Annotated in this window: 2 protein-coding genes; both read right to left on the bottom strand. The window is 75.9% G+C overall.

Features of this window, described 5'->3' with window-relative positions:
- Nucleotides 1–875: COG1470 family protein (locus GKQ77_RS30670; RefSeq protein ID WP_443728934.1), on the bottom strand; the 875-nt coding region annotated here is incomplete at its 3' end.
- 111 nt (nucleotides 876–986) lie between these two features.
- The coding region (locus GKQ77_RS30665) for an ATP-binding protein (protein WP_219692384.1) at nucleotides 987–3,186 on the bottom strand (2,200 nt) is incomplete at its 5' end.

The raw sequence follows: 3,186 nt of genomic DNA, 5'->3' as shown, positions 1-3,186 counted from the left end.
CCCCCGTCGCCCCCGGAGTCGACGACCTTCTTGTCCTTCGGGGGCGGCGGCGCGTCCCCGAGCTTGTCCTTCTCGCCGCCCTGCGGGGCGGTGTCCGGGGCCGCGGCGGCCTGGTTCTCGCGCGCGGAGCCCGTCAGCTTGGGTGCGAAGGAGAACCAGAACACCACGAACGCGATGGCGAGGGCCGCGAGGATGCCGCCGAGCGCGAGGAGCAGGCGCGGCAGGACCGGACGCTGGTCGAAGCTGCCGGGCAGCTCGTAGGCGGTGTCGTCGCCGGAGCGGCGTACGGAGACGGTGAACGGGTGCGGTTGCGCGGGGCCCGTCCACTGGACCTGCTGCGGGCGGACCGTCATCTTGGCGAACACCGCGCGGCCCGGGGCGACTTGGATGCTCGTGGGCAGCACGTCGAAGGTGAGCCGGTCGGCGTCGTCGCGGGCGATCAGCGACGCGGTGAGCGGGGTGTTGCCGAGGTTGTCCACGGCGAGCGAGGCGCGGCCGCGGAAACGGCCGACGACGGTGGGCGGAAGGAGTTCCGCCCGTATCTCGGTAAAGGGCGCGACGGTGACCTGGCCCTCGACGACATCGCGGGACTCGGGGTGTTCACGGGGCTCGACCCGGATGCCGAACGGCGTCGGCCCGGCGGTCGCGTCCGGCGAGCGGGGCGGCGCGAAGGAGATCTCGGCCGTGCCCTCGCTGCCCGGGTAGAGCCGCAGCACGTCCGGTTCGACGCGGGCCCAGCCCGCCGGGGTGCCGACCACCCCGAGCCGGTACTCCTCGACCGTGTCTCCCGTATTGCGTACGCGAAGCCGTACGGTCGCTCGGCCACCGGGGTCAACGGTCACCGCGGCCGGGTCAAGGGAGTTCCACCACGTCATACGGGCACGGTAGAGGGCGCCGCGGGCTCTCTCCTTGTACGAAAGGGCCACGTCAGGGGCAGCCGGGGCTGCCCTCCCGTACGGGCCGCGACGGCTCGGCGGGGCCGGGGCTCAGCCGCGGGCCGAGAGCACGGGCCTGGGCGCGCCCGTGCGCGGCTTCCACTGGGCGAGGAGCGCGGCGATCTCGGCGGCCTCCGCGGCGCCGCGCCGGTCGAGGACGCGGTAGGCGATCAGCAGGGCGCCCCTGGCCCGGTCGAGGTCGCCGAGGGTGAGCAGCGCCCGGCCCCGCGCGGCCATCGCCAGGGCGTGACAGAAGGCGTCGCCCAGCTCGCCCTCGACGGCCAGTGCCGCGTCCGCGCAGTCCATGGCCTTACCGGGGCTGCCCAGGTCCAGTTCGCAGGTGGCGAGGCGGGCCCAGCACAGGGCCTCCCAGCGCGGGTCGCGGGCGCGGGCGTGCAGGCGCCGTGCCTCGCGCAGCCGGTCCGCGGCCTCGGCGGCGCGGCCGTCCGCGAGCAGGGCGCAGCCCGCCTGGTAGAGGACGTGCGCGAGAGTGGACGTGCTGCCCGACTGCCGTGCCTGGCCCACCGCTTCAAAGAGCGCGGTGTCGGCTTCCGTACGCCGCCCGAGAGCGACGTACACCCGTGCCATGTGGGACAGGACGCGGACGCGGTCGCTGTGGCCGCCGAGCGCACCGAACCTCGCGTACGCGAGCCGCAGTTGCTCCAGGGCGTCCTCGGGGCGGCCGGTGCCCATGAGGACGATGCCCAGTTCGTGGCTGCCCTCGGCGCCGACGAGCGGGTCGCCCGCCGACGCGGCCAGGCGCAGGCTCTCGCGCAGCATCCGTTCGGCGCGGCCGTAGGTCTCGGTGCCGTAGTGCGGGGCGCCGAGCAGGCGCAGGGCGCGGGCCGCGCAGAGGTCGTCGCCGTGCCGTCGGGCGGTGTCGAGGGCGAGTTCGGCGAGCGGTTCCAGGTCGCGGTGGCGGGCGGTCCCGGCCAGGAGGTGGGACCAGGCGGTGAGGAGGTCGACGGTGGGGCGCAGGCCGGGCGGGACGCCACCGCCCTCCGGGGGGTCGGGGAGGTCCTGGACGTGCCGCAGGGCGTTCTCGGCGGCCGCGTACAGGCGCGAGTGCGCGACGACGAGCCAGTCCCGCGCGGCGGCCTCGTCCGGCAGGGTCTTGCCCGGGGAGGCCGGCCGGTGCAGCAGGTCGGGCAGGACGCTGTGCGGTTTCGTGCGGCGGATGGCGGTGACGACGGTGGCGAGGACGTAGTCGAGGAACCGCAGCCGGGCGGCGGCGCGCTCCTCGGCGCTCTCGTGGCGGTCGCACAGCTGCCTGGCGAAGAGCCTGACCAGGTCGTGGAAGCGGTAGCGGTCCTCGCCGTGCAGCTCCATGAGGCCCGCGTCGACAAGCCGCTCCACGGCCGTCTCCGCTTCCTCGTCACCCACGTCGAGCAGGGCGCCCGCGGCTCCCCGGCAGAAGGAGGGCATGTAGCAGAGCGACACCATGCGGAAGGCGCGGGCCAGGCCGGGGTCGAGCGCTTCGTAGCCGAGCCGGAAGGTGGCCTCGACGCCGAGGTCGTCCACGCGCAGCTCGTCCAGCCTGCGGTGTTCGTCGCGCAGCCGGGCGGCGAGGTCGGCGACGGAGCGGCCGGGCCGCGCGGCCAGCCGGGCGGCGGCGATGCGGACGGCGAGCGGCAGTCCGCCGCAGGTGGCGACCAGTTCGCGGGCGGCGGCCGGTTCGTCGGCCACGCGGTCGTGGCCGATCATGGCGGCGAGCAGGCCGAGGGCTTCCCGCTCGTCCATCGTCTCGACGTCGACGAGGCGCGCGCCGGGCAGCGTGATGGTCCGCGAACGGCTGGTCACCAGGACCGCGCAGCCCGGGGCGCCGGGCAGCAGGGGCCGCACCTGCGCGGTGTCGCGGGCGTTGTCGAGGAGCACGAGGACGCGGCGCCCGGCCAGCAGCGACCGGTACAGGGCGGTCCGCTGGTCGAGGCCGTCGGGCACGGCGCTCTCGGGTACGCCGAGGGCGCGCAGGAAACCGGTGAGCGCGCTGCCGCTGTCCATGCCGGGGGCGGCGGCGGACCGGGTGCCGGGTGCGGGGTCGGCGCCGCGCAGGTCCACGTACAGCTGTCCGTCGGGGAAGTCCTCGCGCAGGGCGTGCGCGACGTGCACGGCGAGGGCGGTCTTGCCGACGCCGCCGAGGCCGGTCAGCGTCGCCACGGCCATGGCGTCGCCGGTCACGGCGCGGCGCAGGGTCTCGCCCAGGAGGCGTATCTCGGCCTCGCGGCCGGCGAAATCGGGGAGGGTGGGGAGG

This window comes from Streptomyces anatolicus (assembly GCF_019400875.1).
Classification (GTDB): Bacteria; Actinomycetota; Actinomycetes; order Streptomycetales; family Streptomycetaceae; genus Streptomyces; species Streptomyces anatolicus.
Note: the sequence above shows the minus strand (reverse complement) of the source record. Positions and strands in the feature narration are given on the sequence as shown.